The 25581-nt window shown below is 72.2% G+C and carries 23 protein-coding genes; 7 read left to right on the plus strand and 16 right to left on the minus strand.

Annotated elements, in window-relative coordinates; translation table 11 throughout:
* Window positions 1-38: 38 nt before the first annotated feature.
* The 12 genes from moeZ to ACWD0J_RS25315 all read right to left on the minus strand — a co-directional run bounded on the left by moeZ (window position 39) and on the right by ACWD0J_RS25315 (window position 15197).
* Window positions 39-1217 carry an adenylyltransferase/sulfurtransferase MoeZ gene (gene moeZ / locus ACWD0J_RS25260; protein WP_451498104.1) on the minus strand — a complete coding sequence of 393 codons (1179 nt, stop codon included), beginning with the start codon at window positions 1215-1217 and terminating at the stop codon, window positions 39-41.
* A gap of 63 nt (window positions 1218-1280) precedes the next feature.
* On the minus strand, window positions 1281-2078 hold the full coding sequence (locus ACWD0J_RS25265; protein WP_451498105.1) for a spherulation-specific family 4 protein: 798 nt from the start codon (window positions 2076-2078) through the stop codon (window positions 1281-1283).
* Window positions 2066-3028 carry an NAD-dependent epimerase/dehydratase family protein gene (locus ACWD0J_RS25270; protein WP_451498106.1) on the minus strand — a complete coding sequence of 321 codons (963 nt, stop codon included), beginning with the start codon at window positions 3026-3028 and terminating at the stop codon, window positions 2066-2068. The genes ACWD0J_RS25265 and ACWD0J_RS25270 overlap by 13 nt, the downstream gene beginning before the upstream one ends.
* A gap of 180 nt (window positions 3029-3208) precedes the next feature.
* A complete protein-coding gene (locus tag ACWD0J_RS25275; RefSeq protein WP_451498107.1) occupies window positions 3209-4654 on the minus strand; it encodes a hypothetical protein in 1446 nt (481 codons plus the stop codon).
* The gene (locus tag ACWD0J_RS25280; RefSeq protein ID WP_451498108.1) at window positions 4654-6492 is read right to left on the minus strand and encodes a DUF3492 domain-containing protein; all 1839 of its coding nucleotides are present in this window, start codon (window positions 6490-6492) and stop codon (window positions 4654-4656) included. Before ACWD0J_RS25280 ends, ACWD0J_RS25275 begins: the two co-directional genes overlap by 1 nt.
* A gap of 210 nt (window positions 6493-6702) precedes the next feature.
* Window positions 6703-8463: a dipeptide ABC transporter ATP-binding protein gene (locus tag ACWD0J_RS25285; protein ID WP_451498109.1), complete on the minus strand. Its 1761-nt coding sequence runs from the start codon at window positions 8461-8463 to the stop codon at window positions 6703-6705.
* Window positions 8460-9458 (minus strand): ABC transporter permease, encoded by a 999-nt coding sequence (locus tag ACWD0J_RS25290; RefSeq protein ID WP_451498110.1) that lies wholly within the window; start codon window positions 9456-9458, stop codon window positions 8460-8462. Before ACWD0J_RS25290 ends, ACWD0J_RS25285 begins: the two co-directional genes overlap by 4 nt.
* Window positions 9455-10465 (minus strand): ABC transporter permease, encoded by a 1011-nt coding sequence (locus ACWD0J_RS25295; protein WP_451498111.1) that lies wholly within the window; start codon window positions 10463-10465, stop codon window positions 9455-9457. Before ACWD0J_RS25295 ends, ACWD0J_RS25290 begins: the two co-directional genes overlap by 4 nt.
* Before the next feature lie 4 nt (window positions 10466-10469).
* The gene (locus tag ACWD0J_RS25300; protein WP_451498112.1) at window positions 10470-12191 is read right to left on the minus strand and encodes an ABC transporter substrate-binding protein; all 1722 of its coding nucleotides are present in this window, start codon (window positions 12189-12191) and stop codon (window positions 10470-10472) included.
* Window positions 12192-12360: 169 nt separating this feature from the next.
* Entirely contained in the window at window positions 12361-12453 is a 93-nt protein-coding gene (locus ACWD0J_RS25305; protein WP_451498113.1) for an Ms4533A family Cys-rich leader peptide, read from the minus strand.
* 57 nt (window positions 12454-12510) lie between these two features.
* Window positions 12511-14103, minus strand: a complete 1593-nt coding sequence (locus tag ACWD0J_RS25310) for a DUF3152 domain-containing protein (protein WP_451498114.1) — start codon at window positions 14101-14103, stop codon at window positions 12511-12513.
* Window positions 14104-14111: 8 nt separating this feature from the next.
* Complete coding sequence (locus tag ACWD0J_RS25315; protein WP_451498115.1) at window positions 14112-15197, minus strand: alpha/beta fold hydrolase; 1086 nt, start codon at window positions 15195-15197, stop codon at window positions 14112-14114.
* A 164-nt stretch (window positions 15198-15361) separates the two neighbouring features.
* Between ACWD0J_RS25315 and ACWD0J_RS25320 the strand changes: the two genes are divergently transcribed.
* From ACWD0J_RS25320 to ACWD0J_RS25335, 4 genes are all read left to right on the plus strand, one after another.
* The gene (locus ACWD0J_RS25320; RefSeq protein ID WP_451498116.1) at window positions 15362-15586 is read left to right on the plus strand and encodes a hypothetical protein; all 225 of its coding nucleotides are present in this window, start codon (window positions 15362-15364) and stop codon (window positions 15584-15586) included.
* Window positions 15587-15794: 208 nt separating this feature from the next.
* The gene (locus tag ACWD0J_RS25325) at window positions 15795-16445 is read left to right on the plus strand and encodes a TetR/AcrR family transcriptional regulator (RefSeq protein WP_451498117.1); all 651 of its coding nucleotides are present in this window, start codon (window positions 15795-15797) and stop codon (window positions 16443-16445) included.
* Window positions 16446-16595: 150 nt separating this feature from the next.
* Complete coding sequence (locus ACWD0J_RS25330) at window positions 16596-16823, plus strand: DUF3107 domain-containing protein (RefSeq protein ID WP_019754243.1); 228 nt, start codon at window positions 16596-16598, stop codon at window positions 16821-16823.
* Between the two features lie 206 nt (window positions 16824-17029).
* Window positions 17030-17299, plus strand: coding sequence for a hypothetical protein (locus ACWD0J_RS25335; RefSeq protein ID WP_451498138.1), 270 nt, complete (start codon window positions 17030-17032; stop codon window positions 17297-17299).
* Window positions 17300-17449: 150 nt separating this feature from the next.
* Here the strand turns inward: ACWD0J_RS25335 and ACWD0J_RS25340 are convergent, their stop codons facing one another.
* Window positions 17450-18208, minus strand: coding sequence for a ferritin-like fold-containing protein (locus tag ACWD0J_RS25340; protein ID WP_451498118.1), 759 nt, complete (start codon window positions 18206-18208; stop codon window positions 17450-17452).
* Window positions 18209-18681: 473 nt separating this feature from the next.
* Between ACWD0J_RS25340 and ACWD0J_RS25345 the strand changes: the two genes are divergently transcribed.
* Together ACWD0J_RS25345 and ACWD0J_RS25350 are read left to right on the plus strand one after the other, a co-directional pair.
* The gene (locus tag ACWD0J_RS25345; RefSeq protein ID WP_451498139.1) at window positions 18682-21465 is read left to right on the plus strand and encodes a DEAD/DEAH box helicase; all 2784 of its coding nucleotides are present in this window, start codon (window positions 18682-18684) and stop codon (window positions 21463-21465) included.
* An 81-nt stretch (window positions 21466-21546) separates the two neighbouring features.
* Window positions 21547-22434, plus strand: a complete 888-nt coding sequence (locus tag ACWD0J_RS25350; protein WP_451498119.1) for an alpha/beta fold hydrolase — start codon at window positions 21547-21549, stop codon at window positions 22432-22434.
* Between the two features lie 143 nt (window positions 22435-22577).
* Here ACWD0J_RS25350 and ACWD0J_RS25355 read toward each other — a convergent pair whose 3' ends face one another.
* Entirely contained in the window at window positions 22578-23471 is an 894-nt protein-coding gene (locus ACWD0J_RS25355) for an NYN domain-containing protein (RefSeq protein ID WP_451498120.1), read from the minus strand.
* Between the two features lie 236 nt (window positions 23472-23707).
* Between ACWD0J_RS25355 and ACWD0J_RS25360 the strand changes: the two genes are divergently transcribed.
* A complete protein-coding gene (locus tag ACWD0J_RS25360) occupies window positions 23708-23860 on the plus strand; it encodes a hypothetical protein (RefSeq protein ID WP_451498121.1) in 153 nt (50 codons plus the stop codon).
* Window positions 23861-24001: 141 nt separating this feature from the next.
* On the opposite strand, the gene ACWD0J_RS25365 is transcribed toward ACWD0J_RS25360, so the two are convergent.
* Window positions 24002-24607: a MarC family protein gene (locus ACWD0J_RS25365; protein ID WP_451498122.1), complete on the minus strand. Its 606-nt coding sequence runs from the start codon at window positions 24605-24607 to the stop codon at window positions 24002-24004.
* A gap of 94 nt (window positions 24608-24701) precedes the next feature.
* On the minus strand, window positions 24702-25559 hold the full coding sequence (locus tag ACWD0J_RS25370; protein ID WP_451498123.1) for a PHP domain-containing protein: 858 nt from the start codon (window positions 25557-25559) through the stop codon (window positions 24702-24704).
* Window positions 25560-25581: the final 22 nt, after the last annotated feature.

Consider the following 25581-nt stretch of genomic DNA (forward strand, 5'->3'; position numbering starts at 1 on the left):
GAAGCCCCCGCCGGCATCCGACAGGGAAGAGCCGAAGCTCAGTACACCGGCTTGTGCGGCTCGATCTGGTGGACCCAACCGATCACACCGCCGCCGACGTGCACGGCGTCGGAGAAGCCCGCGGACTTCAGGACGGCGAGGACTTCCGCACTGCGGACACCCGTCTTGCAATGCAGGACGATCTTCTTGTCCTGCGGGAGGGTCTCCAGGGCGGTGCCCATGAGGAACTCGTTCTTCGGGATCAGCTTGGCGCCCGGGATCGAGACGATCTCGTACTCGTTGACCTCGCGGACGTCGATGATCTCGATGTTCTCGCCGTCGTCGATCCACTCCTTGAGCTGCTTCGGAGTGATCGTCGAGCCGGCGGCCGCTTCCTGGGCCTCCTCGGAGACGACACCGCAGAAGGCCTCGTAGTCGATGAGCTCGGTGACGGTCGGGTTCTCGCCGCAGACCGCGCAGTCCGGGTCCTTGCGGACCTTGACCTGGCGGTACTGCATCTCCAGGGCGTCGTAGATCATCAGGCGGCCGACGAGCGGCTCACCGATGCCGGCGAGCAGCTTGATGGCCTCGTTGACCTGGATGGAGCCGATGGACGCGCACAGCACGCCCAGCACGCCGCCCTCGGCGCAGGAGGGCACCATGCCCGGCGGCGGGGGCTCCGGGTAGAGGCAGCGGTAGCAGGGTCCGTGCTCGGACCAGAAGACGGAGGCCTGGCCGTCGAAGCGGTAGATCGAGCCCCACACGTACGGCTTGTTCAGCAGCACGCAGGCGTCGTTGACCAGGTAGCGGGTGGCGAAGTTGTCCGTGCCGTCGACGATCAGGTCGTACTGGCTGAAGATGTCCATCACGTTGTCGGCTTCCAGCCGCTCCTCGTGAAGGACAACGTTCACGTACGGGTTGATGCCGAGGACGGAGTCGCGCGCGGACACGGCCTTGGAACGGCCGATGTCGGCCTGGCTGTGGATGATCTGGCGCTGCAGGTTCGACTCGTCGACCTCGTCGAACTCCACGATGCCGAGCGTGCCGACGCCCGCCGCGGCCAGGTACATCAACGCCGGCGAGCCCAGGCCGCCGGCGCCCACACAGAGCACCTTGGCGTTCTTCAGCCGCTTCTGCCCGTCCATCCCGACGTCGGGGATGATCAGGTGGCGGGAGTACCTGCGAACCTCGTCTACGGTGAGCTCGGCGGCCGGCTCGACCAGGGGTGGCAGCGACACGGGGACTCCGTTGGTCGGTCAATCACTACAGTAGTTCTCCCCGTAACAGTGCCATGGCCTTTTTCATTCCGAGACACCCGTTCCGATACGCGAGACGATGTCGTCCCAGTAGCCGGGCATGGTCTCCCAGGGGTCGCTGCGGCCGCGGCGGTCCGTGCGATCGGTGCGATCGGTGCGATCGGTGCGATCGGTGCGATCGGTGCGATCGGTGAAGTAGATGGTCGCGGCGCCCTGCCAGCGGGCGATGCGCAGCGCCTCGTCGAGGTGGCCGCGCGGCACGCCGTGCACGAAGTGGCAGAAGCACCCGGGCGGGTAGTCGGCGGTCCACTCGGCGACCTGCGACCAGCGGTAGTCGCTCCACGGGCCGGCGAAGGTGACCAACTGGTCGGCGTTCTCGGCGTAGCCGGGGTACGGGTGGGTGCCGTGGCCGAGGACGATGTGGGCCCCGTCCCGCAGCGCGCGGAGCGTGGTGACCGTACGACGGACCTCGGGGAGTGCGGCGCGGTCGGTGGGGCAGCGGTCCAGCAGGAAGCCGTCCGCCCGGTACCAGTCGATGTAGCGCTGGGCGTCGGAGAACATCTCCCCCTGGGCGCGGGCGCCGTAGGCGGCGTCGAGACGGCCGAGGACCCGGACACCCGCGTTGCGCAGGCGGCCAGCCGCCTCCAGGCAGTGCGGGTCGGGGCGGAAGCCGGGGCCGTTGCCCGAGACGTTGAGGACGACCCAGTGCAGCGGTGTGCCGGGGCGGGTGAGCTCGCCCCACTCGGCCGGCGCGACGAGGGGGTGGGCGAGGCCCGGGATGCCGAAGCCGGTGCGCAGGCCGGTGTCGGCCGTGCCGGGGGCGGCACTGGTCAGATGCGGCATGCCGCCTCCATCCAGATGTCGGCCAGGGACTCCTCCAGGTTGATCCGCGGGCGCCAGCCGAGCCGGTCGCGGGCGGTGCGCACGTCGGCCTGCTGCCAGTTGCCGCAGCCGTCCGGGTACGGGTACGCGACCGGGGCCGCGTGCTCCGCCTCGGTGCGGGGGTGGCCGATGGTCGCCCTGAGGTGGGGGCCGGGAGGACCGTCGAGTTCGTGGAGGGCACCGGCGTATCCGGCGACGCGGGCGAGGACCGCGGCGGCGTCGCGGAGCCGGACGGCGCGGCCCGACCCGATGTTGATGACGCCCTGCGCGGCGGAGAGCGAGGCCGCGTGCACGGCGCGGGCCACGTCACGTACGTCGACGAAGTCGCGCTGGGCGCCGAGGCCGCCCAGTTTGAGTTCGCCGTCACCGGACTGCATGGCGCGGCGCATGGCCTCGGCCAGGCGGCCGAGCGGGGACCCTGCGGGGGTGCCGGGGCCGGCCGGTGAGAACACGCGAAGGACCACGGCGTCCAGGCCGGAGCCGAGGACGAGCTCGGTGGCGGCGAGTTTGCTGACGCCGTACGGGCCGCCGGGGCGCGGGACGGCGTCCTCGGCGGTGGAGGAGCCGGGCTGGCTGGGGCCGTACTCGGCGCCGCAGCCGATCTGCACGAGGCGGGCGCCGCAGCCGCTGCGCCGCAGGGCCTCGCAGACGGTGGCGACGGCGACGGTGTTGTGGCGGGTGAGGTCACGGGCGCCGCCGCGGGTGGCGCCGGCGCAGTTGATGACGACGCCGGGGTGGACCGCGTCGAAGAAGCGGGTGAGGGCACCGGGGCTGCCGGACGCGAGGTCGAAGCGGACGTCGGCGTCGTCGCCGCGGCCGAGAGCGGTGAGCTGGACGGCCGGGTCGGCGAGCAGACGGTCGGCGACGTAGCGGCCGAGGTAGCCGTTGGCTCCGATCAGCAGGACTCTCATCGGGCGGCTCCCGGAGCCGAGGCGTCGGGTCGGGAGGTGATCATGTGGTGGTCTCCTTCGGGAGGGGGCGGTGCGGGAGCCTGTGGCGGTCAGTGCGCGGGGATGCGCATACGGCGGGTTCGCCCACCGCTGGAGCGGGGTTCGGCGGCAGCCGGCACGGGGCGTCCTGTGCTGGGGCGGTCACCTCGGTTCGCCCGGCCGGGCATGAGCCGAGGCCCGCGTCAGCGTGCGGGTCGCGTGGATCAGGAGAGTCAGGGCGCCCATGCCGCAGACCAGGGTCTGGATGCCGCCCGGGCCCCAGGTGTCGGTGACGGCCCGGACGGGGGTGGAGAGGAGCTCGCAGCCGGGCAGGCGGGCCGCGAAGACCGTGGCCAGAGCCACCGCCTGGGCTGCGGCGGTGGCGATGAGGACGACCCTCGGGGCGTGGGTGAAGCCATGGACGGTGAGGAGGCGGGCGAGGAGCAGGAGGGCGCCGAGGGTGGCGGTCTGAGCGTAGGGAGGTGCTTCGCCGAGGACGGATCCTGATACGGCCAGGAGGACGCAGAGAGCACCGCCGAACAGGGCGAACGTGCCCAGCAGCAGGGGACGTACGGAGGCGGCGAAGTCCTCCAGGCGTCGGCTGGCCGTCAGTTTGCGGCGGGCGCGGACCGCGAGCAGGTGAGCGCTCCAGGCAGCGGGTGCGCAGGCCCAGGCGAGGGCCAGGACGGGGGCGGTGACGAGGGGCCAGGGCGCGTTCGCGGTGCCGTCGGGGAGGGCATCGGGGCCGCCGGCCAGGGCCGCGGCGAGCAGGCCGTCGCCGAGGAGGGCGTAAGCGAGGAGCCAGGAGGTCCAGGTGCCGGTGCCGTTCGGGTGCGTGCGGGTTCTGGTGGCGAGCGGGCCACGGATGAGTGCCGCGCGTACGCCCAGGGCCACGCCGAGAACGCCGGCGGCGGCGACGGCCAGGCGGGCTTGTCCGTGGGTGACGTGCAGGCCGGCCACGGTGGCCGTGCACAGGGCGCCGGGCAGGAGGGTGAGCAGGACCCAGTCGGCGCGGGTCCGGGGGATGTCCCGCGGGGCGGGGCGCGGAGGGGTTTCGCCGTCGCGGGGGACCCGGGCGTACATCTCCTCGGCGAGGGAGAAGACGTCACGGTGGCGGAAGCGGGCCGCGGTGCGGTCGGTGACGCCGTGGGCCTCCAGGCCCGCCGCGATCTCCAGGGGGTCCACCGCCCGTTCGCACAGGTCGTGGTGGCGGTGCATCAGAGCCTTCACCGGGTCGGCACCGGCTCGGCGGACGGGGGCGGGCCGATGGGCTGCCGCCGCCTCGACGGCACCCGTGCTGTCGGTGTCGCCGACGTCACGCCTGGCGGCTGCGTCACGGAGTGCGCCGCTGTCGCCGGCGTCCCGTCGGGTGTCCGGATCGCCCGCGTCGCGGAGGGCGCCGGAGCCGGTGTCTGAGACGGCGCCAGGGTCGGTGTCCGAGCCGGCATCGGGGCCGGTCAGGGCGTCAGTGTCGGCGTCGGGACCGGCGTCGACCGGTTCCCGTTCCCCTCCGTCCCGCTCCGTCGTGAGCCACTCCTCCGATCGCGTGCCCTCTGGTCCGGCGCCGCTCGGGGTTCCGGAGCGGTCCAGTTCGCCCAGCCCGCTCATCACGCTCCCTCCGTCGCGGGGACCTGTGTGGCGGGGACCTGTGTCGCGGGGACCTGTGTCGCGGGGACCTGTGTCGCGGGGACCTGTGGCGTGGCCCGCACCGGCGGTCCCGCCGCCCAGCCGGGTCCGCCGCGGGCGCCGACGCGGGCGCCGCGTTCGGTCCATCTGCCCGGTACGCGGGACTCGGCCGGGGCGGCGAACGGCAGGGGTTCGCCGTCCTCGTCGAGGACGACCCGCCGGACGGGAGTGCGCGAGACGATGTCCAGGTAAATGCCGTGAAATGCCGTGACGTTCTGCTCGACGGTGAACAGTTCGAGCGCTCGGGCGCGTGCCGCGGCGCCGAGTCGCGCACGGCGCCCGGGGTCGCGCAACAGCGCCACACAGGCCTCGGCGAGCGCCCGCGGATTGCGCGGGGGCACGACGAGCCCGGTGCCGCCGATCACCTCCACGACCGCGCCGACGTCCGTGGACACCGTCGCGCGGCCGCAGAGCATGGCCTCGACCAGTCCGGCCGGGAAGCCCTCGACGACGCTGGACAGGACGGTCACGGCGCCGGCGGCGTAGACGTCGGCGAGGGTCGGCAGGTCCGGACCGCCCCGCTCCTCGAAGGACACCGGATTGTCGCCGACGGCGTGCGGACCGTCGGCCTCGTCGGGGAAGAGCTGCGCCGCCAGGGCCTTGCAGTGACCGAGGTAGGCGGCACCCTCGGGACCGGAGGGAGCGCCGACGATCCGCAGCCGGGACTTGGGCTCCTCCTTGCGGATCTCGGCGAAGGCGTGCAGCAACGACACCAGGTCCTTGGCCGGCTCCACCCGTCCGACCCAGACGAGGGTGTCGGGGTCCGCGCACTCCGGGGACTCGCCGACCTCCGCGAAGGGAGAGGCGTCCATGCCCGGGTAGACCGTGCGGATCTTGGCGCGGTCGGCGCCGCAGCGCTCCTGCCAGCGGCGGGCGTGCGCGTTGCCGGGCGTGACGATCGCGGCCCGGCCGTACGTCTCGGCGGCGAGCCTGCCGTGGAAGGCGGTGAGCAGGGCCCGCACCGCGGGCGGAGCCTGCGTGGCGGTCAGGTAGTGGGTGCGCAGCCGTACGCCGTACTCGGTCACCAGCAGGGGTACATCGAAGAAGTGGTGCGCGAGCAGCCCGGGCAGGGCCGCCGGGCCGCCGGATGCCGCGTGGCACAGATCGACGGAGCCGAGGCCCGCGTCCTCGTACCAGTCGAGGGAGAGGGGGCGCAGGGCACGCTCCAGGTGCGCGGCGACGGCGAGCAGATCGGGTACGCGCGCCTCCCGCGCCGCGCTCGGGGCGCCGGGCGCACGACAGGCGCGTTCGAGGGCGCGTACGGCGGTCTCGGAGCGGAGGGCGGCCACCAGCCCCCCTTCGTCGCGGGCAAGGTCGGCAAGCCCGTACAGCGCGCTGGCGAAACGGTCCGCCTCAGTCGCCGACGGCTCCTGGGCGGCATCCGTGCCGAGGTCCGTGCCGGGATCCGTGCCGCCGCTCCCTGTACAGAGCACGGCCGCGAGCTCGCCGTACGACTCGGCGAACCGCCGGCGCGCGCGCCGCCCATGAGCCCACCCGCCGCCCGCCGCCACTCTGCCCAGGAGGCTCGTCGGGGCGTTTCTCCAGATGTCGTCGTCGGCCGACCAGAGCGGGGCCGTGCGCACTCTGCTGACCTGGGGCGGCAGCGGGACCCAGCCCTCGTCCTCCTGGCGCTCGCTGCGGCTGAGCGCGTAGATGTCGAACTCGTGCTGCTCGAGCCCGCGCACGAGCCGGTCGCACCAGAGCCTGGCGTCACCGCTCACATACGGATAGCCACCCTCCGTAAGCAGTCCGATGCGCACGAGTGCACCCCCGATCTCCCTTATGGGGAGCCGCCCTTGACTCGGCGGCTCGCAGCGGGACGAACGTATGCGGACAAGGCGGTGGCGCGACGGACGGTTGTCCATCACGCCACCAAAAGGGGTGAACGGTCGTAACTTTCGCGTGCGGAGCGCGTTCTGTCGCGCTAAGAGATCATGCACCTACGGATGGTCACAGTCGGCGTGCCGCTCTCACGTCACGGTGAGCGCCCGTCGGGCCGCCCTGCGCCGCGCCGCGACCTCGGGGTCGAGTGCCGGTACGGCGGCCAGGAGCTGCCTGGTGTACGGGTTGCGCGGGGCTCCGTACACCTCGTCGGCCGGGCCGGACTCGACGATCCGGCCCTGCCGCATCACCGCGATCCGGTCGCTGACCTGGCGTACGACGGCGAGATCGTGCGCGACGAAGACGAGGGCCAGCCCGAGTTCGCGCTGCAACTCGCCGAGCAGGGCGACCACCTGGGCCTGGGTGGTGACGTCCAGCGCGGACACCGGCTCGTCGCAGACGATGACGCGCGGGTCGGCCGCGAGCGCCCGCGCGATGCCCACACGCTGGCGCTGTCCGCCGCTGAACTCGTGCGGGTACCGGTCGTAGTGCGCCGCTTCGAGCCCCACGCGCTCCAGCAGCTCCCGTACGCGCCCCCGGATGCGGTCCTCGTCCCTCCCCCGCTCCCGGTGTCGTTCGAGCGGGGATGCCCCCGTGCCGCGCGCCCGCAGCGGGTCGGCGATCGACTCGCCCACGCTGCGGCGCGGGTTGAGGGAGGAGACGGGATCCTGGAAGACCATCTGCACGGCCGGACGCACACCCACGCGCGCGTGCCCCTCGTACCGCACCTCCCCCGCCGTCGGCTCCAGGAGTCCGACGAGCATGCGGCCCAGGGTCGTCTTGCCGCTGCCGCTCTCGCCCACGATGCCGAGGGTCTCGCCGCGGCGGACGGTCAGCGACACGTCGTCCACGGCGGCGAACGTCCGCTTCCCGCGCCCGAACTCGCGCCGGAGGCCGGTCGCCTCGATCACCACCTCGCCGGACGCCTCGCAGGGGGCGCGCCGTGCGTCCACCCGCGGGACGGCCGCCAGCAGGTCACGGGTGTACGGCTGGGCGGGCGACCCGAGGACCGCGCCGGCCGGTCCGTGCTCGACCGCCCGCCCATGGCGCATCACCAGCACCTCGTCGGCGCTCTCGGCGGCGACGCCCACGTCGTGCGTGACCAGCAGCAGCCCCATGCCGCTCTCCTCGCGCAGCGTGTGCAGCAGATCGAGGATCTGGGCCTGGACGGTGACGTCGAGCGCGGTGGTCGGCTCGTCGGCGATCAGCAGATCGGGGGCGCAGGCCAGCGCCATGGCGATCAGGGCGCGCTGCCGCATGCCACCGCTGAACTCGTGCGGGCGCGAGCGGGACCGGCGCCGTGCGTCCGCGATGCCCACCCGGTCCAGTACGTCCACCGCACGCGCGCGTGCCGCTCGCCGTGACGCACGCGTGTGGACGCGGTACACCTCGGCGATCTGGTCCCCGATCGCGTAGTACGGGTCGAGCGAGGACAGCGGGTCCTGGAAGACCATCGCGGCCTTCGCGCCCCGCAGGTGCCGCAGTTCGTCGTCCGACGCCTGCTGCACGTCGGTGCCGGCGACCTCGACCGAGCCGCCGACGCGCGCGCCGGTGCCGCGGTGCAGTCCCAGCAGGGCGGAGGCGACCGTGGATTTGCCGGAGCCGGACTCGCCGACCAGGGCGAGGGCGGCGCCCTGCTCCAGGCGGAAGGAGATGCCGTCCACGGCGCGCAGCTCGCCGAACGCGACGCGGAGGTCGGTCACCTCGACGAGGCCGCGAGGAGAGGCCTCCCGGGAGCCGCCCGCACCCGCGTCGTTCACGCCGACGTCGTTCCCGCCCGCGCCATTCACGCCCCCACCACTCACGCCCACGCCATTCACGCCCACACCACTCACGCCGAGCTCGCTCATGTCAGTACCACCCGTCGGTCGGCCACCGCGTACAGCACGTCCGCGACGGCGTTGGCGACGACCACGAAGAAGCCGATGACCAGGACCATGCCGACGACCACGGGAAGGTCGACGACGTTGACGGCATGGACCAGTTCCTGTCCGATGCCGGGCAGGCCGAAGAGGGTCTCGGTGAGAACCGCGCCACCGACGGCCGAGCCGACGTTGTTCGCGTTGAGGGCGATGACCGGCGCGAACGCCCCGCGCAGCGCGTGCCGCCCGATGACCGACCGCTCGCCGACGCCGTACGCCCGGAAGGTCCGGATGTGGTCCTCGGCGAGCGTCTCAAGCATCGACGCCCTGGTCAGCCGGGCGAACGCGGCGGCCTCGATGAGGGCGAGCGAGAGCCACGGCAGCAGCAGGTTCCAGGCCCACTGTTCGGGGTCGTCGGTGAGGTCGACGTACTGCGGGAAGGGCAGCAGCTCCAGTTCGCCGCAGACGACGATCATGAGGACCAGGCCGATGACGAAGACGGGGGTGGCCACGCCCGCGAGCGTGATACCGGTCAGCACCCGCTCGGAGATCCGGCCGCGCCGCCAGGCCGAGAGGACGCCGGTGCCGACGCCGAGCGCCAGCCACAGCACCATCGCACCGCACACCAGCGACAGGCTGACCGGCAGCTTCGCCAGGATCAGCCGGGTGACCTGCTGGTCGCTCTGGTACGACAGCCCCAGGCAGGGCGCCGGGCAGTGCTGGACCGACGTTCCCGTCGAGTGGTCCTGGCCGGCGACGAGGCCCTGGAGGAAGTGCCCGTAGCGCACGTACAGCGGGTCGTCGAGGTGCAGCTGCTCGGCGACCTGCTGCACCTGGGCGGGCGAGCAGCGGGGGCCGCAGGTGATCTGGGCGACGTTGCCGGGGGTGACGTAGAAGACGACGTAGACGATCACCGAGATGGCCAGCAGGGTGATCGCGGTGCCGATGAGCCGGCGCAGGAGAAAGCCGCCGAAGCCGTTCACCGGGTGCCTCCCTGGTCCGCCCTGGTCTGCTGTCTGCGGCCCGTGCCGACCCGTAGACGCGAGGCCGCGCGCGGGTCCAGGGCGGTGCGGACGCCGTCGCCGAGGACGGTCAGCGCGAGGACGGTCACGAACAGCGCGCCCGCGGGCAGCAGCAGGTACTGCGGGGCCGCCTGGTACCAGATGTCGGCGGCGGTGAGCATCTGGCCCCAGGAGGGCGTCGGCGGCTTCACGCCGACGCCGAGGAAGGACAGGGCCGCCTCGACGGAGATGTTCGCCGGGACCAGGAGCGCGGAGTACGTGATGACCGGTGCGGCCAGGCCCGGCAGCAGCTCCCGGCGGGCGATCCGCCAGGTGCCCCAGCCGCTGAGCCGGGCGGCGGCGACGTAGTCGAGCCCCTTGAGGGTGAGCGTCTGCGCGCGCACGATCTTGGCGATGTTGCCCCATGCGATCAGCCCGATGACGAGGGCGACCAGTACGGGTCGGGGGAAGCTCGACGGGACGATCGCGAGCAGCGCCAACGACATGATCATCAATGGCATGGCGACGATGATGTCGGTGATCCGGCTCAACAGTTGATCAACCCATCGACTCCCGAGCGCCGCGGCGACGCCCACGACGACACCGATGGCGACCTGGACGACGGTCGCCGCCAGCGCGACACCCAGGGAGACCCGGGCACCGTGGACGAGCCGCGCGAACAGGTCGCGCCCGGTCTGCGGTTCGACGCCGAGCCAGTGGTCACCGCTGATCCCCCCGAAGGACCCGACGGGCACGCCGCCACGCGCCGAGTCGACCAGGGAGGGGTGGTAGGTGGTCGGGTCCTGGCCCTCGATCGCGGTGAGCAGCGGCGCGGCGAGCGCGACCAGGACGAGCAGCGCGACGACGACCGCCGCGACGAGGGCGGCGCGCTGCGCCCGCAGCCGCCGCCAGAACTGACGGGCCCCGAAGACCCCCGGGGCGGCGATGTCCGCCCCGGGGATCTGGGAGGCGACAAGTGCCTCGCTCATGGCGCTACTTGACCGCGACCTGCGAGATGTCCAGCACACCGGTCCAGTCGCTGATCACGATGCTCTTGACGTCCTCGCCGTACAGCCGCTTGTAGACGGGGTGGAACAGCGGCACGGTCAGCGCCCGCTCACCGATCTTCTTGTCCAGTGCGCCCCACCGCTCGGCGGCAGCGTCAAGATCGGTCAACTTGTTGATCGCGTCAATCTCGGCATTGACCGACTTGTCATTGAGGAAGCCGGTGTTGAAGTTCGCGCCGTCCTCGACGATCTGCCGGCCATCGAAGATCGGAGCGAGGAAGGGACCGCCCGAAGGCCAGTCCGCACCCCAGTGGGCGAGGAAGAGGCCTGGTTCGGTCTTCACGTCGTGGATCTTGTCGGAGTAGTCGTTCTCCTCCAGGCCCTGGAGCTCGACGGTGATGCCGGCCTGCTTGAGCGCGTCCTGGACCGCGGTCGCGATCTCCGGGCTGGTCTCGAAGTCTTTGCTGTTGGAGTGGGTCAGGGTGACGGTGAGCCCGTTCGCGTACCCGGCCTCCGCGAGCAGTTCCCTCGCCTTCGCCGGGTTGCCGGTCCTGCCCGCCGGGAACAGGTCGTACGGCGTGTGGCCGAAGGACTTCTGGTCCGGCAGGAAGGTGGTGGCGGGCTCGGCGAGCGCGGAGCCGCCGGCCGCGTTGATCACGGACGACCGGTCGATGGCGTACGAGATCGCCTGCCGCACCTTGACGTCGTCGAACGGCTTCACCGTCGGGTTGAACGCGAGGTAGTTCGTGTAGCCGAAGCGGCCGGTGCCGACGCGCGCGGCCAGTTCCTTGTCCCCCGTCACCTTGGCGAGCTCGGCCGGACCGAGGTTGGTGTCCGTGGTCACCGCCGCCGCGTCCGCGCCCTGGGACGCCGACAGCCGCTGGTTGATCACGGACGAGTCGAGTCCGGACCGTACGTCGATCGTGTCCGGGTACGCCTTGCGTTCGGCGTCCGTCGAGGCGGACCAGTACGTGTTGCGTTCCAGGACGAGGTGTTCACCGTCGTTCTCGTTCCTGACGACCTTGTACGGGCCGGACGAGAGCGGGTGCTTCTCGTACGCCGTCCCCGTGTCCTTGCTCTTCGGGACGGGCGTGAACTGCGTTTGTGTGGCCAGGTACGGGAACTCGCCCTCGGGCTTGTTCAGGTGGAAGACGATGGTCCGCTCGTCCGGCGTCCCGATCGCCGAGAGCCCCTTCTTGTCCTTGTAGGGCCCCTGGTAGTCGGCCGCGTCGACCAGCCAGTCCCTGAGGTACGGGGCGCCGCCGGACAGCTCGGGGGCGAAGGAACGCTCGATGCCGTACTTGATGTCGGCCGAGGTGATCGGGGTGCCGTCCTCGTACTTCAGCCCCTTCTTCAGGGTGTACGTCCAGACGGTCGCGTCCTTGTTGGGGCGCCCGGTGTCGGTGGCGAGGTCCGGGACGACCTCGGCACCGGCCGCGCCGTCCTCGCGGTTGCGGGTGGTGAGCGTGCGGAACACGAGGGAGGGGACGTTGCCGCCGCCCGAGGTGTACAGGCGGGCCGGGTCGAAGTCCTCCTGCGGGCTGGAATTCAGGACCGTGAGGGTGCCGCCCTTGCGGGGCGTCGCGTCGCCCCCGCCGGAGACCTTGGCATCGTTGTCCTCGGGCCCGCAGGCGGTGGCGCCCGCTGCCACCACCAGGCTGAGCAGAACGGCTGCCGCGCGGGCTCTGTGTACGGACGGTGGACGCATCGGAGACGACCTCTCGAAGAATGTGTCCCGGATCACGAGACAGTGAGACGAGGAGTGAGACAGAACGGGACAGACGTCTGCCCGGGCGTCAGGTCGCCGGAAAACGGAAACACCGTGAGTGTGCCACGGAGGGGGAAGGAGTTCGCGACGCGTGCGCCAGGGGCGGGCGTCAGCTACAGAGGATGTCGGCCACGCAGAGCGAGGTCACGCCGATCAGCGCCAGCTCGATGGCGGCGCGGACGGAGACATGGCGGGACGACATGCGCAGCAATATGGACGACTTTTCTGCGCATGTCAACGCGAGGTCAGGGCCTGCCCCTCAACTCCCGGGATACGGCCAGGGGTTGGCCTTGCACCGGATTCCGTCGTGGTCGAGGAACTTGGTCTGCTGCTGCATGACCGGCGCGAGTTCGCCGTCCTTGTCGCAGGTGACGTGGCCGTGGCCGAGGCGGTGGCCGACTTCATGATTGATCAACATCTGCCGGTAGGCATGGATCGCATCACCGTAGGTCGTCGACCCCTGCGCCCATCGATACGCGTTGATCATCACGCGTTCGGTGGCGGCCGAGTCGCACGACACGTTGTCCACGGTGGTGTCCAGACCGGACTTGGCACACCACTCGGCCGTCGTGCCGGGGCTGGCGAGCGTGATCACGAAGTCGGTCCGGCCGGAGTACACCCGCTCGAAGGCACTGGCCCCGTTGTGGGCCCAGCTCCGGTCGTCGTTCAGCGTCTTGTGGACGGCCTGCGCGAAGAGCTCGCCGTCGAGCCCGAGCCCCTGCTCCACGTCCACGCGGTAGGTGTACTTCTGCCCCGGGCCGGGTGCCTTGTCCACGCCGGTGACCGCGTCGAACTTCCCCGAGCCGTCGAGGGTGGCGCTGAGCGGGTACGTCCTGTCCATCTTCTGCTCGTACGTCAGCGGTGCCGCCGAGGCCGATCCGGACGGCGTCGGCCGCTCGCCGAGCCGCGAGGCCGAGTCGCGGGCGTCCCGCGCCTGGTCGGCGGCGCTCTGGGTCCGTACGTCGCTGCCGTCCCGCCGGTCGGCGACCTGGCCGGCCACGACGATGGCCAGCACGGTGGTGACGGCGGCCGCCGCGATACCGGTGAACGTCCGCCCCTTGCCGCCGTTGGCCGTCGCGGGCTCACCCGTCGGCGGCGCGTCGTCGTCACCGCCGTCGAGACCCGCTCCGTCGGGCCACGCGGTGGCCGGCGCGTGCGGACCGGAAAGGTGCGCGACGGTCTGAAGGTGCGCGGCGCTCTGGACGCGGGGCGGCGCGGAGGCCGTGCCGGCTCCGGACGCGGGCGTGCGGAGTCCCGCCGCGGGCGGACGGGGCCCGGAGGCGGGCGTACGGGACGCGAAGACGTCGTCGTCGGCCTCGAAGGCGTCGAGGTAGTCCTGGCGTGGGCGCGCCTGCGGTGCCGACCGCTGCCGCGGTATCACGGGGCCCGCCCCGGAACCGCCGCGCCCGGCGCCGGGCCGTCCGTTCGACTCGCCCCAGCCGCCGCCGCGTTCCCGCTGCTCGGGGTGCCCGCCACGAACCTGGGGCACGCCGCGGTCGGGCGGGCCGTCGGAGAGCTGGGGGCTGCCGTGCGGGGGCGTGCCGTCGGGGAGGCGCGGCACGCCACGGGCCGGCGTGCCGTCCGGCAGACGCGGCACCCCGCGCGCGGGGGTGCCGTCCGGGAAACGTGGCACCCCGCGCGCGGGCGTGCCGTCGGCGAACCCCTCAGTCCCCTGAGGGGGCGTCCCGTAGCCCGGCCCGCCCGCCGGCGGCGCCTGCTGCCCGCGTCGGGCGGGCGGCGGAACCGGAAGCCGGCTCCGGCCGCCCGCCACCTGCGTGCCGTTGTCCTTGTCCTTGCTGTCGCCCTTGGGAGCACTCTTGGGGGCAGGTCCACGTCGACTGTGGCGTCCCACGTCCCGCCTCAGCTCCCCGATCCGGTGGTACTCGTCATCTCGGATCCCCCGCCGGGGACACCCGCTCCCTCACCGGAGCCACCGGCCCCGCCGTCGGACGCGTGCGCCTCGCCGTCGAAGACGGCCGCTCCCCCACGGGGGGCCTCCGTCTCCAGGAGGAGGTCACGGAACGCCATCGCCACCGTCTCCGGGTACTCCATCATCGCCACGTGCCCGGCCTCCGGCAGGGTGAGCAGGCGGGAGTCGCGGAAAGTCCGGGCCGCCCGCTGGGCCATGCGGAAGCCCACTAGTTGGTCCCGGCCACCATAGACGAGGAGCGTCGGGGCGAGAACACGTTCGGCCTGGCGCCACAGCGCGTGCTGGCCGCCCAGGGTGTACGCGTTCACCAGCCCGCGCGCGGAGCGCGTCAACGCGTCCCAGAAGTACGGCAGTCGAAGCCGCCGTTCCATCTCCTCCACCGCGTGCCGGAACCCCTCGGGCGTCACCCGGCCGGGGTCGCCGTAGCACAGCGCCGTGACGCCGCGGACCCGCTGCTCAGCCGTCCACTCCTTGGTGAACCGGGTGAAGAGGCCGGCCACGCCGGGCAGCGCCAGCAGCCCGGTCGGCACGGCGGTGCGCTGGACGCGGATCTCCGGCAGCGCGGGCGAGACGAGCGTGAGCGTGCGGACGAGATCGGGCCGCGCCGCGGCCACGCGCGTGGCGACCGCGCCGCCGAGGGAATTGCCGAAGAGATGCACGGGACCGCGCCCGGAGGCGTCGAGGTAACGGATGACCGCGCGCGCGTGCCCGGTGAGGGAGTAGTCGCCGTCGTCCGGCGGCGGGGAGTCCCCGAAACCCGGCAGATCGACGGCCTCGCCGTCGACGGCGTCCTCCAACTCCAGCATCAGCGCGGACCAGTTCTGCGAGGAACCGCCCAGGCCGTGGACGTACAGCGCGGGCGGCAGGCCCTCTCGCGCCGGCGGTCGCGAACGGACCGTCAGCGTGATCCCCGGCAGCCCGGCCGACCTCAGACGCTCACCGTCCGCGACCCTGACGGGCGCCACTTTGGGGAGCACGTTGGCGGGCGGCACGAACGGCAGCTCGGTCGAAGGCATGCGGCAATGTTACGAGACGATCACGCACTGGTTCATGTGTTCGCCATCACAGACGGGTGCCCGGATCGATGGCGTCCAGATCGTGTGTCTCCTAGGCTCGAACGCAGGGCACCCGCATGTGGCCCCCTGTTGCACTCAGGGACGTACTAGGAAGGGAGCCCGACATGACCGTTGACCCCAGTGACCCCGAGACCTTCGTGCACGAGGACACCGAGAAGGACGAGGAGTTCGCCGTCGAGGCCCCCGAGGCCGACGCGGCCGAGCAGAGCGCGGAGCTCGCGCCGGACCGCGACGATCCGCTGACCGGCGTCGACCCGGACCGCGGCAGCGAGGCGGATCTCGTCGAGCAGGCCCGTGTCGTCTCCCTCGACGAGGACGACTACCGGTGAGACGACCACCGGTGACATGCGGGATGGACCACTGCTGAACAGCGGTGGCGCCCCTGATGCCCGGTAGGCACCGTCTTGAAACCTTCTGTGCCGCTTTCACCACCGTCCGGTCTGTGAAATTGTGCGCTCTCAGCGCGCACACCACGGTTACCGAAAAGTACGATGGCCGCGCGGCGCACACCGCGAGTGGACGACTTTGGGAGGCGGCGTGACAGCCATCGAGCAGACAGAGGCAGCACGCCCGCGAGGTACGCGCCTGCCGCGCCGTGCCCGACGGAACCAGCTGCTGGGCGCCGCCCAGGAGGTCTTCGTGGCGCAGGGCTACCACGCCGCGGCGATGGACGACATCGCCGAGCGGGCCGGTGTCAGCAAGCCGGTGCTCTACCAGCACTTCCCGGGCAAGCTCGACCTGTACCTCGCACTGCTGGACCAGCACTGCGAGTCGCTGATCCAGTCCGTACGCAACGCGCTCGCGTCGACCACCGACAACAAGCAGCGCGTCCGGGCGACCATGGACGCCTATTTCGCGTACGTCGAGGACGACGGCGGCGCCTTCCGCCTGGTCTTCGAGTCGGATCTGACGAACGAGCCCGCGGTGCGCGAGCGCGTCGACAAGGTCACGAACGAGTGCGCCGAGGCGATCTGCGACGTGATCGCCGAGGACACCGGTCTCTCGCGCGCGGAGTCGATGCTGCTGGCGTCGGGCCTGGGCGGTCTCGCGCAGGTGGTGGCCCGGTCCTGGCTGCACAGCGACCGCAGTGTGCCGCGCGACCAGGCCGTCCAGCTGCTGACGTCCCTGGCCTGGCGGGGCATCGCCGGCTTCCCGTTGCACGGCACCGACCACCACGACCACCACTGACCCGCGCACACGCGTGGGAGGCGTCTGTTCCCGCCCGATGTTCGCTCCTGGCGTTCTCGGGCGGAGCATGTACGTCCCCTCACCGGGCTAATGTGTGCTGGTACGGCGCGGAAGGTCGCGCACTTCACTGACCGTCGGAGGGACATAGCCGTGGAGGTCAAGATCGGCGTGCAGCACGCGCCCCGCGAGATCGTTCTGGAGAGCGGTCAGAGTGCCGAGGAGGTCGAGCGGGCGGTGTCCGAGGCGCTGGCGGGCAAGTCTCAGCTGCTGAGCCTCGTGGACGAGCACGGCCGCAAGGTCCTCGTGCCGGCCGACCGTCTCGCCTACGTCGAGCTCGGTGAGCCGGCCCCGCGCAAGGTGGGCTTCGGCGCGCTGTAGTCATACGCGAGTCTCATTCGCGCGTGCGCGCGACGCGAGGGGCCCGGCGACCGTGTGTCGCCGGGCCCCTCGCGGTCTCTCCCCACATATGGAGCCCACATATGGAGCACACGCCGCGCACAGGGGAGGATTGCATTCCGCAGGTCACGGGTAAGACGGGCTAGGACCGTGAACGCGCAGTGTGGCCGTCTGGGAGGGACCCCATGATGTTGCTGGAAACGCTCGGCTCCGCTCTGCTCGGTCTCGTGCTGGCGGGGACGGCGATCCACCGGCTGTCACACCGCCTGCCCACCCGCTCCCTGGTGCTCGCGACCGGTGTCGCCGGGGCCCTGTTCGGCGCCTTCGTCACGCACAGCGCGCTGGACGCCGGGGGTGTGGCACTGCCCTTCGTCGGCGCGGTGATCGTCTCCGCGGCGTCGCTCTCGCTGCTGCTGCGCCCGGCGGGAAGACTCCGCCGCCGGTCGGCGACCGCCTGACCCACCGCCGATCGCGGCACCCCTGAGGGACCGGGACGACGCGCGACGGACCGCGGCCGTGGGACGGGCCGAAGAGCCGGGGCCGCGATCCGTACGCGGAAGGCCGGAACCAGCCGGCCAGGCCGGCGCCGCCGCTCCCGACCGATACGCCTACGCCGCCAGCCCCAGCGCCGCCATCCGCTTGGTGTGCGCCTCGGTGATGCGGGAGAACATGCGGCCGACCTCGGCGAGGTCGAAGCCGTCCGCGACGCCGCCCACAAGCATCGTCGACAGGGCGTCCCGGTCGGCGACCACCCGCTGGGACTGCGACAGGGCCTCGCCCATCAGCCGTCGCGCCCACAGGGCGAGCCGTCCGCCGACCCGCGGATCCGCGTCGATCGCCGCGCGCACCTTCTCCACGGCGAAGCCGGCGTGCCCGGTGTCGTCGAGCACGGCGAGGACGAGTTCCCGGCTGTCCGAGTCGAGGCGCGCGGCGACCTCACGGTAGAAGTCACTGGCGATGGAGTCCCCGACGTACGCCTTGACGAGGCCCTCCAGCCAGTCCGACGGCGCCGTCTGCTTGTGAAAGCCGTCCAGCGCGGCGACGAACGGCTCCATCGCCAGGGTCGGCTCCTCACCGATCTCCGCGAGCCGGTCGCGCAGCTTCTCGTAGTGGTGGAACTCGGCCGACGCCATCTTCGCCAGCTCCGCCTTGTCCGCCAGCGTCGGCGCCAGCTTGGCGTCCTCCGCGAGCCGCTCGAAGGCCGCCAGCTCCCCGTACGCGAGCGCGCCGAGCAGGTCCACGACCGCGGCCCGGTACTGCGGTTCCGCGGAGGCCCGGGCCCAGTCCTGGGCGGCGACTCCGGTGACCTCGGGGGCAGCGTCTGCGGGGGCGTCAGAGGTGTTGTCAGGCGTCGTCATGAAGCGCACAATAGCCCGCTCGCCGTGCGCCGGAAGTCGCTGGTCAATCACTGTGACGACGACTACGTGACCAAATCGGCCATCACATGTGCGCGATTCCGGGGTATGGTGGTAATGCGCCCGCTGAGTACTCTGACGTATCTCGACGGGCCGCACGAATGAGGATGCCCGGTCGGTGGCCCGATCGGCTCCGACCCGACAGCCCTCCTCGTCCGTACGGCGCACTGTGCGTACGGAGTCCGGAGGGGGACCCTCAGCGGTACGAGCGCTAGAGCGTCGGCAGTGGTCCCGTGTCATACGGCTCGCCCGTAAGGCAGTCGACGTCCCCGGCACGGTCCCAGACGACCCCCGCGCTCGCCTCGCACCGCCCACACAGAAGAGGCAGCACCCTGACTACGACTTTCCGAGACCTCGGAATCCTCCCCGAGACGGCCGAAGCACTAGAGGCCGTCGGCATCATGACCCCCTTCCCCATCCAGGAGATGACGCTTCCCGTCGCCCTCTCGGGCAACGACGTCATCGGCCAGGCCAAGACCGGCACCGGCAAGACGCTGGGCTTCGGCCTCCCGCTCCTCGAGCGCGTGACCGTACCCGCCGACGTCGAGGCCGGCCGCGCCAAGCCCGAGGACCTCACCGACGCCCCGCAGGCGCTCGTCGTCGTCCCCACGCGCGAGCTGTGCACGCAGGTCACCAACGACCTGCTGACCGCGGGCAAGGTGCGCAACGTCCGCGTGCTGGCCATCTACGGCGGCCGGGCGTACGAGCCCCAGGTCGAGGCCCTCAAGAAGGGCGTCGACGTGATCGTCGGCACCCCGGGCCGTCTGCTGGACCTGGCGGGCCAGAAGAAGCTCGACCTCAAGCACATCAAGGCGCTCGTCCTCGACGAGGCCGACGAGATGCTCGACCTGGGCTTCCTGCCCGACGTCGAGAAGATCATCAACATGCTGCCGGCCCGCCGCCAGACGATGCTGTTCTCGGCGACCATGCCGGGCGCGGTCATCGGCCTCGCGCGCCGCTACATGTCGCAGCCCACGCACATCAGCGCCACCTCGCCGGACGACGCGGGCCAGACGGTCCGCAACACCATGCAGTTCGTCTACCGCGCGCACAACATGGACAAGCCGGAGATGGTCTCGCGGATACTGCAGGCCGACGGCCGCGGTCTCGTGATGGTCTTCTGCCGCACCAAGCGGACGGCGGCGGACCTCGCCGACCAGCTCCAGCAGCGCGGCTTCGCCTCCGGCGCGGTCCACGGCGACCTCGGCCAGGGCGCCCGCGAGCAGGCGCTGCGCGCGTTCCGCAACGGCAAGGTCGACGTCCTCGTCTGCACCGACGTCGCCGCCCGCGGCATCGACGTCGAGGGCGTCACGCACGTCATCAACTACCAGTCCCCCGAGGACGAGAAGACGTACCTGCACCGCATCGGCCGTACCGGCCGCGCGGGCGCCAAGGGCATCGCGATCACGCTCGTCGACTGGGACGACATCCCGCGCTGGCAGCTCATCAACAAGGCGCTGGACCTCGGCCTGAGCGACCCGCCGGAGACGTACTCCACGTCCCCGCACCTCTTCGAGGAGCTCAACATCCCCGCGGGCACCAAGGGGGTCCTGCCGCGCGCCGAGCGCACGCGTGCCGGGCTCGGCGCGGAGCAAGTGGAGGACCTGGGCGAGACGGGCGGCCGCGGCGCGCGCGGTCGCGGTGACCGGGGCGGCCGCGGGGGCCAGGACAGCCGGGGCGGCCGCAGTGACCGAGGTGGCCGGGACGAGTCCCGGTCCGCCGACAGTGAGCGTGCCGCGCGTACGCCGCGTCGCCGTCGCCGTACGCGCGGCGGGACGCCGGCGGACGCCACGGCGCCCTCCGCGGCGGCCGAGGTGACCGTGCCCGCGGAGAGCGGCTCGGCGGTCACGCCGGTCACGCCGGTCTCGTCGGAGGACACCGCGCCCCGCACCCCGCGTCGTCGCCGCCGTACCCGCGGTGGCGCGCAGGGCGAGGGCGTGCCGACGACGGACGCCGCTGTCGAGGCCGTGGCGCCCGAAGCAGCCGCGCAGACCGCCGTCACGACGGCCGAGGGCACGGCTGCCGCCGTGGACTCCCCCGAGGCCCCCGCGAAGACGCGTCGGCGCCGTACCCGCAAGTCCGCGGAGGCGGCGGTCACGCCGTCCGAGCCGACCGCGCCGGTGACCGTCGAGACGGTCGCGGAGACGGTCGCGGAAGCGGCGCCGGTGTCGGAGGCGCCGACCGTGTCGGAGACGCCGACCGTGTCGGAGACGCCGACCGTGTCGGAGCCCGAGGCTCCCGTCACCACGCCGCGCCGCCGCACCCGCAAGGCGACGGCCGCGGCCCCCGCCGAGACCGCCGTCGAGGGCACGGCCGAGGCCACCCCGGAGGCCACGGAGGCCAAGCCCCGTCGTCGTACCCGCAAGGCCGCGGCGGCTCCCGCCGAGGCCGAGGCCGCCCTCGACACCGTCGAGGTCCCGGAGGCCGCGCCGCGTCGCCGTACGCGCAAGGCCGCCGCCGAGCCCGTCGCGGCCGTCACCGCCGAGATCCCGGCGCAGGCGGCTCAGGACCCGGAGCCTGCCGAGGCCAAGCCGCGCCGTACGCGCAAGACCGCGGCGCCGGCCGAAGCAGCCGTGGACACCGCCGAGGGTGCCGAGGCCAAGCCCCGGCGCGCCCGCAAGACCGCAGCCAAAGCCGAGCCCGAGGCCGCCGTGGACACGGCCGAGGACGCGCAGCCCGCGCCCCGTCGCCGTACCCGCAAGGCCGCCGTGCCCGCGGTGACAGCGGAGAACGCGGAGCCTTCGGACGCCGCGCAGGCCACACCGCGTCGCGCCCGGAAGACCGCGGCGGCCGTGGAAGCGGCCGTCGACCCCGCCGAGGGAGTCGCGGCCAAGCCGCGCCGTACCCACAAGGCGGCCGCGGCCAAGGCGGCGGACGACATGGCCGAGGCGGCCGAGTCCAAGCCGCGTCGCACCCGCAAGACCGCTGGCGCGGCTGCCGCCGCTGCCGTGGACACGGCGGAGGGCGCCGAGGCGAAGCCCAAGGCACGCCGTACCCGCAAGGCCGCGCCCGCCGCGGAGTCCGCCGCGTCGGAGGCTTCCGCCGGCATCCCGGCGCAGGCCTCCGAGGAGCCGGACGCCACGCCTCGGCGCCGGGCCCGTAAGGCCACGGCGGCTCCCGCCGAGGCCGCCGGCGAGACGGCCGAGGCCAAGCCGAGGGTACGACGGGCCCGTAAGGCCACGGCCGCCACGGAGCCCGCGGACAGCTGATCGCCTGCCCGACGGCCCGGTTCACCTCCCGTGAACCGGGCCGTCGGCGTTCTGTCCCGGGCCACCCGCTACTCTCCCCACGTGAGCCGTCACGTCTCCTTCACCCCGCCCCCGGGCGCCCGCGCATACCCCCTGCGGACCGCGCGCGGTGACTTCGCCGTCGTCGATTCGCCCCTGCCCCCCGGGGTCGAGGCGAGGGGGACGGTGTTGATGCTGCCCGGGTTCACCGGCAGCAAAGAGGACTTCACCCTGCTGCACGAGCCCCTCGTGGCGCGCGGGTACCGGATCGTGGCCGTGGACGGACGCGGGCAGTTCGAGTCGGACGGGCCCGAGCTCGACGAGTCCGCCTACGCCCAGGACCGACTGGCGCGGGACGTGCTCGCGCAGGCCGAGGCCCTCGGGACGCCCGTGCACCTGCTCGGGCACTCCCTCGGCGGGCAGATCGCCCGTGCGGCCGTCCTGCTCGACCACTCCCCCTTCCGCTCGCTCACCCTCGTCTCCTCCGGCCCGGCGCAGATCTCCGACTCCCAGCAGCAGCGCGTGAAACTGCTGCGGGACGCGCTCGCCGTGATGGGCATGGCCGAGGTGTGGCAGGCCATCCAGGCGATGGGGCCGCCGGAGGAGGTCGACGGGCCCGCCCTCGGTATCGGGGACGCGGACCAGCTGCGCCGCCGCTGGCTGTCCACCAAACCGGCCCAACTCCTCGCGACCGGACGCCAGTTGTGCGGCGAGCCCGACCGGGTCGCGGAACTGGCCGCCGTCCCGCTGCCGTTCCACGTGCTGTCCGGCGCCTACGACGACACCTGGCCGGTGACGCTCCTCGACGACATGGCCGTCCGGTTGAGGGCCCGCCGCACGGTCGTCCCGGGTGCCGAGCACTCCCCCAACGCGGATCAGCCCCTGCCGACCGCCCGCGCCCTCGCCGACTTCTGGGACACCGCGGCCGGCACCCCGCGGGAAGCCCGCTAGTGTCCCGCGCCGGAAGTACCCAGGTGGCTGCGTGGCGCCGCCGGCGCCGCATCTCGCCGCCGGCCAGGTATGTCAGGGGATGTCCGCTGCCAGCAGCGCCGCCGGAACTCCGCTAGGTCTCTACGGACGTCTGGCGCGGGACATCAATACTGCGTCTGCAAGTGGTCCCAGAAGCCGTCCCGCAGGGACCGGCGCAGGTCCGCCTGGCCGCGCAGCGAGTACTGGAGCAGGCCTTCCGCCTCCACCAGCAGGTCCTGGTCCACCGAGCCGGGCAGATACGGATGGCCCGGCAGCAGTTCCACCAGTGCCTCGCGGCCCCGCGCCGCCAGCCACTTCGCCGCGATCTGCGCGCCCACGAAACGGACGTCCTCACGGGTGGGCCGGGCCGCCGCCGCCTCGTAGGCGGGGGACGCGCGCCGGGCGACGTACGGCTTGAAGAAGTCGAGGTCGAAGGTGCGCTGGCTGTCGACCTCCCAGAGCAGCGGTTCGGCCTGGTTGCGGCCCTCGGGTGCCTCGATGCCCCAGAGGTGGACCCGGGCGCCGTACCCCTGTGCCGCCTCCACCGCCGAGACCAGGTCCTCGTCGCCGCCGAGCAGCGCCGCGTCGCTGATGGCGCGGTGCCGGGCGAGGGACTCCAGGTCGGAGCGGATCAGCGAGTCGACGCCCTTCTGCTGGTTGTTGGCGTTCAGGTTGCCCAGGCGGACCTTCACGTCCGGGAGTTCGGCGATCGACTGCTGCTCCGCGGTGTGGATGCGGCGTCTCGCGCCGTCGTACCAGTAGACCCGCAGCAGCCGGCTGTCCGCGAAGATGGTGCGGGCCCGGTCGATGAGCGCCTCGATCAGTCCCTCGGTGTCGAGCTCGAAGGCCCGGCGGTCCTCGGTGCCGGCGACGAGCCGCCCCGCGGCCGCGTACAGGTATCCCGCGTCGACGAAGATCGCATGGGTCGAGGGTGTCTTCGCCACCTCGGCGAGCATGCGCTGGAGCAGCTCGTTGGTGCGGTCGATGCGGGCGCTGAGGGCCGCGAGGTCGTCGTTCATCGTCTCCATTGTCCCGGCGGTCACGCTGCGAACACAACCGGTCCCGGTCAGTCCCCGTCTTGTCTCTGCGCACTACTTACCGGTCAGTAGTTAGCTGTTCGAAAAATTTCTTTAGCGTAGGGAATGTTTGTAACACGCATCCCGTTGACTCCGTAGGGAACACGGACACCGATGCTCCGTGAGCCACCCACCGAGTAGTTCTCCTCAGGAGGATGACCAGACGAAGGGAGAAGCCCATGCGCTTCGAAATCATGCGACTCGACGACGTCGACGGCTCGGCCGTGGACAGCACCGTTGTGGACGCCGCCTCCGTCAACCGTATCGTTCAGCAGGCTGCCTCGATCGGGCAGCGGCTGTGGATCCGCCCGGCCGAGACCTCGGCCTCGTAGTACCAGGATCCCTCTACAGGTTTCAGAGCCCCCTCCGGCACCGACGCCGGACGGGGGCTCTGCGCGTTCCCGGGCAGGCCCCCGGAGCCCCACCGCGCAGCCCGCCCGGACTCAGTCGTTCCGGACTCAGCTGTTCCGGACTCAGCTGCTCCGGATCACCTGCGTGACCCCGTTGATGATCTGCTGCACGGCGATGGCGGAGAGCATCATGCCCGCGAGGCGCGTCACCAGGACCACGCCACCGTCCTTGATGACCCGGATGATCAGCAGCGAGTACCGCATCACCAGCCACAGCACGACATGGATGGCGAGGATCGCCGACCACACCGACACCTGGGTCGCGACACCGCCGGCCTGCTGCACGGCCAGGATCACCGACACGATGGCGCCCGGCCCGGCCAGCAGCGGGATGCCGAGCGGGACGAGGGCCGCGTTGACGTCCTTGGTCTGCTTCGGCTCGTCCGTCTTGCCGGTGAGCAGGTCCAGCGCGATCAGCAGGAGCAGCAGCCCGCCCGCGATCATCAGCGCGGGCACGGAGACGTGCAGGTAGTCGAGGATCTGGTGCCCGAGGAGACCGAACACCGTGATCACCCCGCCGGCCACACAGACGGCCTGGAAGGCCATCCGCTTCTGCACCTTGGCCGGGCGTCCGGCGGTCAGCGCGAGGAAGATCGGGGTGATCCCGGGGGGATCCATGATGACGAAGAGGGTCAGGAAGAGGGAGCCGAAGACGGCGACGTCGAACATGAGGGCCTTGCGCAGTGATGACGGACGGACACGGACGGCAGGGGCAGGCCTCGGACCCCCGTGAGGGGGCAGCCCTTTTGGAGGGGCAGGCCGTTCAGACCCCGCCGGCCCCGGGAACGGGAAAGGCACCCGTCGCCCGCCGCGTGATCTCCCCGTACACCTCGGGGTCCGTGGTGTACTCGCCGAGCACGCAGGTCTTGCGGCTGCCGTGATAGTCGCTGGACCCGGTGGTCAACAGCCCCAGTTCCTTCGCCAGCCCGCGCAGCCGGACGCGCGCCTCGGCGTCGTGGTCCATGTGGTCGACCTCGATGCCGTCCAGTCCGGCCTCGGCCATCTTCGCGATCGCGGACTCCGGCACGGTACGGCCCCGCTTGGCGGCCGCCGGGTGCGCGAACACCGCGACCCCGCCCGCGCCCTTGATCAGCCGGATCACCTCGAAGGGGTCGGTCTCGTGCTTCTCCACATAGGCACGGCCACCGTCGGCCAGCCAGTCCTCGGTGAAGGCGTCATTCACCGTCGGTACGACCCCGAGGTCGACGAGCGCGGTCGCGACATGCGGGCGTCCGACCGAGCCGTCGCCGGCGATCCGCGCCACCTGCTCCCAGGTGACGGGCACGCCCAGTTCCTGAAGCCTGGCGACCATGCCACGGGCCCGCGGCACCCGGTCGTCCCGCACCAGCTCACGCTCGGCGAGCAGCGCCGGCTCCTCGGGATCGAACAGGTAGGCCAGCATGTGCATGCTGACACCGTCGATACGGCAGGACAGCTCGGCACCGGTGACCAGCGTGAGCCCTTCCGGCAGCGCGGCCAGCGCCTCGGCGTACCCACGGGTGGTGTCGTGGTCGGTCAGCGCGACGACGTCGAGACCGGCCGCGGCCGCATGACGCACCAGCTCGGCCGGCGTGTCCGTACCGTCGGAAGCGGTGGAGTGGCAGTGCAGGTCGATGCGCACGGCGGACTCCAGAGGCGACGGA

The sequence above is a fragment of the Streptomyces sp. NPDC003011 genome (genome assembly GCF_053591515.1).